Annotated in this window: 7 protein-coding genes; all 7 read right to left on the bottom strand. The window is 56.6% G+C overall.

The genetic code is table 11. The features are described 5' to 3' along the window. Positions 1–501, bottom strand: a 501-nt coding sequence (locus tag AQR02_RS26275; protein WP_245237752.1) for a thiamine pyrophosphate-binding protein, incomplete at its 3' end; no start/stop codon positions are given. A gap of 23 nt (positions 502–524) precedes the next feature. After that, positions 525–1,985 carry a CoA-acylating methylmalonate-semialdehyde dehydrogenase gene (locus tag AQR02_RS26280; RefSeq protein ID WP_054943311.1) on the bottom strand — a complete coding sequence of 487 codons (1,461 nt, stop codon included), beginning with the start codon at positions 1,983–1,985 and terminating at the stop codon, positions 525–527. A 146-nt stretch (positions 1,986–2,131) separates the two neighbouring features. Continuing rightward, a complete protein-coding gene (iolC, locus tag AQR02_RS26285; RefSeq protein ID WP_054943312.1) occupies positions 2,132–3,139 on the bottom strand; it encodes a 5-dehydro-2-deoxygluconokinase in 1,008 nt (335 codons plus the stop codon). A 302-nt stretch (positions 3,140–3,441) separates the two neighbouring features. Further along, positions 3,442–4,452: a LacI family DNA-binding transcriptional regulator gene (locus AQR02_RS26290; RefSeq protein WP_054943313.1), complete on the bottom strand. Its 1,011-nt coding sequence runs from the start codon at positions 4,450–4,452 to the stop codon at positions 3,442–3,444. 166 nt (positions 4,453–4,618) lie between these two features. After that, positions 4,619–5,449, bottom strand: a complete 831-nt coding sequence (gene iolB, locus AQR02_RS26295) for a 5-deoxy-glucuronate isomerase (protein WP_054943314.1) — start codon at positions 5,447–5,449, stop codon at positions 4,619–4,621. 45 nt (positions 5,450–5,494) lie between these two features. Next, positions 5,495–6,541: an inositol 2-dehydrogenase gene (iolG, locus tag AQR02_RS26300; protein ID WP_054943315.1), complete on the bottom strand. Its 1,047-nt coding sequence runs from the start codon at positions 6,539–6,541 to the stop codon at positions 5,495–5,497. Between the two features lie 598 nt (positions 6,542–7,139). Continuing rightward, on the bottom strand, positions 7,140–7,696 hold a 557-nt coding region (locus tag AQR02_RS34950; protein WP_245237753.1), incomplete at its 5' end, for a glycoside hydrolase family 88 protein.

The following is a 7,696-nucleotide window of genomic DNA, read 5'->3' on the forward strand; positions in this document are numbered from 1 at the left end:
CAGCAGTGCCGTCATCAGCTGCTCCGGCCGGTAAATCCGGTCCCAATATTTGCTCACCGCCTTAAAGGCATCATTCACTGTGATTGACAGGTTGTAAGTATGCTCCATCTGCTGCAGCACCGGATCGGGCTGGCGGGTGGCAAAGGTGTCACCGGGAAGCAGCAGAACAGGAATCTGATTCGCCGTTGCCGTCGCGGCAGCGGTCAGCATATTGGCCGAACCCGGCCCAACGGAAGCGGTGCAGGCCATAATCCGCCGCCTGCGGCTCTGCTTGGCGAACGCAGTCGCTGCATGCACCATTCCCTGCTCGTTCCGGCCCTGGTAAACCGTCAGCCCGCCCGGCGCTTCCTGCAGCGCCTGCCCCATTCCGAGTACGTTACCATGGCCAAATACGGTGAACATGCCATGGATGAAGCGTTCCGGGCCACTGCCAAAGTCCACATACTGCTGATCCAGGAATTTTACCAGCGCCTGCGCCGTCGTTAATCTGATTCGCTCCACTTCATTTCCTCCCTTCGCCTGTTCTACTGCCAGCGGGCAGTAACGACCTTTTTGCGTGTGTAGAATTCAACCCCGTCGCTTCCGTTCGCATGAAGATCACCGTAGAAGGAATCCTTCCAGCCGGAGAAGGGGAAGAAGGCCATCGGCGCCGGTACCCCGACATTAACCCCCAGCATGCCTGATTCGATATGCTCCCGGAAATACCGCACCTTCCCGCCGTCATTCGTAAAAATACAAGCCCCGTTGGCAAAACGCGAGCAATTGGCGATCTCCACCGCCTCTTCCACATTTTTGACCCGTATTACTGACAGCACAGGCGCAAATATTTCCTCCTGCCAGATCTTCATCTCCCGGGTCACCCCGTCAAACACCGTCGGGCCGATAAAATAACCTTCTCCCTGCACAGCCGTATCTTCCCGGCCGTCTCTGAGCAGCTTCGCTCCTTCAGCCACACCCTGATCAATGTAAGCGGCGGTTTTGTCCTTATGGCCTTGGCGGATGACCGGTCCGAGAAACGTATCTTCGTCCAGCCCGTTACCGATAGTCATCCCATCGCATTCACGCAGCAGAATCGAGATCAGCTCATCGGCAACCTCATCCTGCACCGTCACCACAGAGCAAGCCATGCAGCGCTCTCCGGCTGAGCCGAAGGCCGCATTCACAATCTGGTTGGCGGAAGCCTCAAGGTTCGCGTCTGCCAGGACGATGGAATGATTCTTTGCCCCGGCCAGCGCCTGAACCCGCTTCAGGTGGGCTGTTCCTTTTTTGTAGACATATTCAGCCACCGGCTGCGATCCGACAAAAGAAACCGCCTTAACCTCGGGATGCTCCAGCAGCCCGTTGACCACCTCATGCGCACCGTTCACTACATTGAGCACACCCTTCGGAAGTCCGGCTTCCGCCAGCAGTTCAACCAGGCGCGCCGCCAGCAGCGGGGTACGCTCCGAAGGCTTCAGCACAAAGGTGTTGCCACAGGCAATGGCCAGCGGGAACATCCAGCAGGGCACCATCATCGGAAAATTAAACGGTGTAATTCCGCCAACCACCCCGATGGGATAGCGGTACATCCCGGACTCCATTCCTGTCGCAATATCCGGCAGCTGCCGGCCCATCATCAGCGTCGGCGCACCAGCCGCGAACTCAACACACTCGATGCCGCGCTGTACCTCGCCGTAGGCTTCTTTGAAGCTTTTGCCGTTCTCCAGTGTAATAGTCTTCGCCAGTTCCTCCCAATGGTCTACGAGCAGTTGCTGATATTTGAATAAAATCCGTGCTCTGCGCGGCACCGGTGTTTTGGACCAGTCGGCAAAAGCTGCTTTCGCCGCCGCCACAGCCCGGTCAACATCGGCTCTGCCGGACAACGGAACTCTGGCCAGCTCCTCACCAGTAGCCGGATTCAACACCGGCTCTGTCAGCTTCGTATCCGCCTCTACCCATTGCCCGTCTATATAGTTGTTCAGTACTTGCACGGTTTGCTGTGCCATTCTGTCCACTCCCTCGGCTCTTATGATGTACTGCTGCTAATGTATTGCTGCACCGCTTTGCGATTCGATTGACTTTGCCTCTGCGGCTTCCGATACTTCCGCTGCCTCAGGTGCATCCGCTGCTTCCGCTGCTTCCGCCCTTCTCACTAAGCGCCTGAAACGATCTCCTCATTTGTCAGTAAGAACGCTTCCAATTCCTCCAGGGTCGGCATCGCGTCCGAGCAGCTGTGGCGGGAGATAACGATGGAGGCTGAAGCACTGCCGCGGCGCATGGCTTCACTGACACTGTCTCCGTGCATCAGGCTGTGGATGAAGGCGGAAGCATAAGAATCGCCGGCGCCGAACGTTTTCAGTACCTTGGCTGGAAAAATACCGCTCCGGTGACTCAGCCCGTCTGCTGTATAAGAGATCGAGCCGCTGCCGCCATGCTTGATGACTACCAGCTTCGCCTGATGCGAGAACCAGCGGCTGGCCGTTCTTTCATCGTCTTCGTCAGCCACATTGTACAGGCTCTCCATCATATTGAATTCCTCGCGGGTACCGATGATGCAGTGGCATTTCTCGGCAGCCAGATTATAGTAGACAGCCGTCTCTGCGGCCGATTTCCAAGTATACGGGCGGTAATCCAGATCAAAAAATACAGTGACGTTATGCTTGCGGGCAAACTCCAGTGCCAGAAACACTGCCTCACGGGAGGGACTCTGCGCCAGGGCGGTGCCGGAGATCAGCAGCGCCTTGGCCTGCCGGATGTAATCCTCCGAGATTTCCCCAGTATTCAGCAGCAGATCCGCCACATGGTCCCGGTACATCAGAATGCTGCATTCCTGCGGACTCTTAATTTCTGTAAAAGCAAGCCCCGTCACCGCACCGGTCCGGTCCACGCTCACCTGGCTGTCATCGATGCCATTCTGCTGCAGATAGGTGCGGATAAACCGGCCCATCTGGTCATCGGCAAGCTTGCCGATGAAGCCGGTGCGCAGGCCCAGCCGGGCCGTGCCGATTACGATATTGGCAGGCGAGCCGCCGACATATTTGGTAAAGGTCATGGTCTCTTCCATAGGTCTGCCGGTTTCATTGGCATTGAGGTCAATACAGAGCCGGCCGACGGCGATTAAGTCCAGCGGCCGGGCGGGATCAAACTGTAAACCGTTCATAGTGACGCCTCCTTGAAAAAACTTCAGAAAAAAGGGACCGGAACAACCACAGCCGGTTCTTCGAAACCAATACAAATCATTACCGGGGAAGGGTAAGCGCTTAACCTAATTTTCCCCTTTAGTATAGTTTAGAAATTCCGGTTTGGCAATCCTCAATTTGAAAGCGATATCACAATTGCTGCCCCAGATATTTGCAGACCCCCAGAAATAGAAAAATAAAAGACCCGTCAGCCGCCGCAAAGCGGGGAGACAGGTCTTCAGACAGAAACAAACATTAATTTAATTACAGCATCTATTGCTTCTTAATGCGGAGCAGGACCCGTGGAATGACGGACAATCAGCTCCGGCATCAGCATGATCTTGCGCTTGGGGCTATCCGGATTGTCGATCGATTCATTCAGCAGAATCATCGCCTGCTCGGTCATCTCGCGCAGGGGCTGGGCGATGCTGGTCAGGGAAGGATGACAAATTTCCGCCAGCATCGTATTGTCAAAGCCCACTACGGACAGATCACGGGGAATGGACAGGCCTGCGCCACGCGCCTCTTTGAGTACCCCGATCGCGAGCAGATCGTTGCAGGCGAATATCGCGGTCGGCCGCTGCTCCTCCGCCTGGCCCAGCATGACTGCCGCCGCCTTGCGGCCGTTCTCCAGCGTGGCCGAGGTGTGTGTAAGGTTAGCCGGATTGTCAAAGGGAACCCCCGCATCCTTCAGCGCATCCAGGAAGCCCTCGGCACGCAGCTTGCTCCCCGGCAGGTTGTCGGAGATAATTCCCAGCCTGCGGTGCCCCAGGGAGAGCAGATATTCCGTTGCCTGATACCCGCCTTTATAGTCATCGACCGTGACACTGTTGCCATCCATCATCCGGATATCGGCCGAGAACAGCACCAGCGGCACGTGGTCGGCCACTAGGCGGCGGATCATGTCCGTCTTCCCCGTATGGGAAGCTATGATCAGGCCGTCCACTCTTTTACGCAGGAGCAGCGAGATATATCTGGCCGCCTTCTCATCATCCCGGTCTGTGCTGCACACGATCAGGTCGCTCCCCTGCTCCTGGGCATAATCCTCAATACCGCGGGCCGTCTCGGCAAAAAAGGGATTGGCAATATCGGGAATCACCAGCCCGATCGTTCCCGTCCGGCGGCTTGTCAGCGCAGAGGCCACCAGGCTCGGCTGATAGTTCAGCTCCTCCATGACCCGGCCTACCTTCTCCCGCGTCTTGTCACTGATCCGCCCGCTCTTGTTCAATACCTTGGACACCGTAGCGATCGAGACTCCCGCTTCCCGTGCCACATCATAGATCGTAGGTTTCATCGTTAATAAGCCCGCCTTTACGTTCATGCCATCGTATACCTCGATTATAGGGAACTCACCCGGTGGTGTCTATTCAATAGGAGACGGCAGCTGTTCCGCCGAGTCCGCACAAAAGAGGCTTCCGCCATGCGGAAACCCCATGATTATTCGCGCATTTCACTGTAACCTACTCCTGCCCACCGGGCTTCCGCTGCCCGGCCTTGAACAGCCATTCATGCTCCGGATCGTTGTGAAAAACCCAGGTGCGGACCGGACCGGCCATCACGTTGAGATAATATGAATCATAGCCGGGCGGTGCAGACACCGGGTGATAGCCTTCCGGAACCAGCACAATGCTGCGGTCAGGCACGGCCATCGTCTCGTCCAGACTGCGGTCGTCATTGTACACCCGCTGTACTACAAAGCCATGGGAGGGATTTACCCGGTGATAGTACGTCTCCTCCAGATAGGACTCCGCCGGTAGATTATCCCGGTCATGCTTATGCGGCGGATAGCTGGACCAGTTGCCGCCGCCCGTGCGCACCTCCACGACCAGCAGGCTCTCGGCTTCGCTGCTCTCAGGCAGGATGTTGACCACCCGGCGGGACATACTGCCATAGCCGCGGTCCTCGGCCACAGCATCGGACGGGGCGATCAGCCGCGGGGCATACTTACCCGTCCCTGGTGCGAGGCAGGCGGCAAGCTCCAGCTCACTCAGAGCCGTAACCTCATAATGCGCGCCCGCCGGAACATATACCGCATACGGCGGCATATCCTCAAAGACGGACATGCGCCCGCCGATACCGGCGAACAGCTGGCCGTCCACTTTAACATCCGCCTTACCCGCCAGCAGCACCAGACAGATCTCGTTCCCTTCGGCGCTTCGCTTAAGCACATCTCCGGCCTGCAGCTGATACACTTCAAACCCTACGTATTTCCATCCGGCGTTCTCCTTGCTCACCGCGGCCACAAGCCCATCTTTGCCGGGCGCACCGGCCTTAATGATTAGATCAGACATCTTCACCGTCCTCCTCGGTCTTCGGTCTTCAAGGTATGCATCCGCTTACAAGGCTTGCATCTCCGATTGTCCCTCTCCGGCGCCGGCAGACAGCTTGACCGGAAGCCCGGTCCGCTGCGATTCCTTGGCGGCTACGGCAAGCCGCTCGGCCTGCTGACCGTCAAGCCCGCTGCAGATAAGCGGCTCCTGCAGGCGGATCGTACGGGCAAACGCGGCAACCTCATAGGTGAAGGCCTGGTTGTACCTCTCCAAGAAGAAATGCTGCGGCTGGTCGCGGGTGACCGAAGCTGCGGTGGATACCTCTACGGTCGTCGGACGGCAATTGTCGGCAGTGGCTGAGCCGAGCGAGCCGAACACCTCGACCCGCTGATCATAGCCATAGACCGCCTTCCGGCTGTTATCAATGACACAGATCGCTCCGCTGCTGAAAGTCAGCGTGATGACGGCCGTGTCCACATCGCCGCAGCGCCCGAACATCGGATCCACCAGATTGGCCCCACGAGTGTACACTTCCGTTACTTCCTCGCCCATCAGATAACGGGCCATATCAAAATCGTGAATCGTCATATCCATGAACATACCGCCGGAAGAGCGCACATACCCCTCGCCGGGAGGCTGAGGATCACGTGAAGTGATCTTCACAATATGCGGGCTGCCCAGCTCTCCTGACTGGACCAGCTGCTTGAGCTTACGGAAGCTCGGGTCCATCCGGCGGTTAAAGCCGACCTGAAGCAGCACGCCTGCTTCCTCTGCAATCTGCAGCGCCCGGCTGGTCTGCTCTGGCGACAGGCTGATCGGCTTCTCGCAGAAAATATGCTTCCCGGCGCGGGCGGCCCGCTCAATCCAGGTGGCATGGGTATCCGTTGGAGTGCAGATGAACACCGCCTCGATCTCCGGATCATTCAGAATGTCTTCCGCGTCCACGAATACCGGGCCCAGGCCGCGGCTCTCCGCCCAGGCCAGCAAATCCTCGCTGACTACCGCCTCGGCAATCGATTTCAGCTTAAATGACGGCATCACACGCAGATTATGCGCATGCAGACGGCCGATTCTTCCGGCGCCGATGATGCCAACTACGATTGGTTTTACCATATTCGCTTATCCTCCTCGAAGGGTAAGCGCTTAACCTTCCCGACAACAGTATACTTCATGTATCCGAAAGCTACAAGCAAATCTTTCGCCAAGCTGTACCGCATTTTATTTACAGCTTATTAGGGACCCGCACAGACTTCTAGGATGGCAGCACTTTGTTTGTGCAGGTCTGTTCTTCATCAGAACTATATGAAAAATTGTTTTGAAAGGCACATGCTTCTGATCAGGCTAAGTGGAATTTCTCCACCTCTTTTGCCCTCCAACGCTAGGATTAGAAGGCTAGTTGGAAAAACTCCACTTCATTGTACCGAATTCACCCCATAGGGGGCTTCTGGTTCGGAATAGATGGAGCTTTTCCAACTAATCATTATAAATTATGGATAATGACCGATTTAGCTGGAGAAAATCCAACTAATCTTTGGAGCCTCCTGTGCCATGACATACCTTGCCACGAAACTTTTCACTCCTGTGCCATGACACACCTTGCCACGAGACTCCTCCCTTCTGTTCCAGCGAAATGTAGCAACACAATCGCCCGAAGCATCATACCCCTACCTTTATTCGGGTAGATTCAGGGATCTATACTCCAGCACAAACCTCAGCAGTAATGCAGAGCTTCGCCGAGCGCGACCAGAGCCATCGCCTGACCGTAGGCCATGGGGGCAATAATGATGCCTTTATAATCTTCCTTGGCTGCACCAATCGGCGTGCCGCCCGATACGCCAAGCACTGTACCTTCATCGTCAATCCGGTCCAGCACAGCCTGAATTGCGCCCAGAGCCGGCTCAGCATAGCCCTCCGGCAGCAGCCCCCTGTGCACACCATGCAGAACACCGGCTGCGATGGCCGCTGATCCGGACGTTTCGGTATAACTGCCCGGATCGTCCAGCAGTGTATGCCACAGCCCGTCTTCACTCTGGCAGGCCAACAAGGCCTCTGCCTGTGCCTGCAGAATCTGCTGAAGATACGTGAAGACTCCGCTGTCCAGATACGGGCGCATCAGCTCCAGATACTCCGGCAGACCGAGCGTGAACCAGCCATTGCCGCGGCACCAGAAAGCTTCGCTGAAATTATGCCGGCCGCCAAAATGCCAGCCGTGGAAGAACAGGCCTGTCTTTTTGTCATACAGGTATTTAATATGCAGCAGCAGCTGAT

The organism is Paenibacillus ihuae (genome assembly GCF_001368795.1).
GTDB classification, from domain to species: Bacteria; Bacillota; Bacilli; order Paenibacillales; family Paenibacillaceae; genus Paenibacillus_AQ; species Paenibacillus_AQ ihuae.

What these genes read in the sequence shown, in the direction of transcription:
- iolG (WP_054943315.1), bottom strand. Translation starts at nt 6,541, where the DNA reads ATGGTAAAACCAATCGTAGTTGGCATCATCGGCGCCGGAAGAATCGGC.
- iolB (WP_054943314.1), bottom strand. Translation starts at nt 5,449, where the DNA reads ATGTCTGATCTAATCATTAAGGCCGGTGCGCCCGGCAAAGATGGGCTT.
- AQR02_RS26290 (WP_054943313.1), bottom strand. Translation starts at nt 4,452, where the DNA reads ATGAAACCTACGATCTATGATGTGGCACGGGAAGCGGGAGTCTCGATC.
- AQR02_RS26280 (WP_054943311.1), bottom strand. Translation starts at nt 1,985, where the DNA reads ATGGCACAGCAAACCGTGCAAGTACTGAACAACTATATAGACGGGCAA.
- iolC (WP_054943312.1), bottom strand. Translation starts at nt 3,139, where the DNA reads ATGAACGGTTTACAGTTTGATCCCGCCCGGCCGCTGGACTTAATCGCC.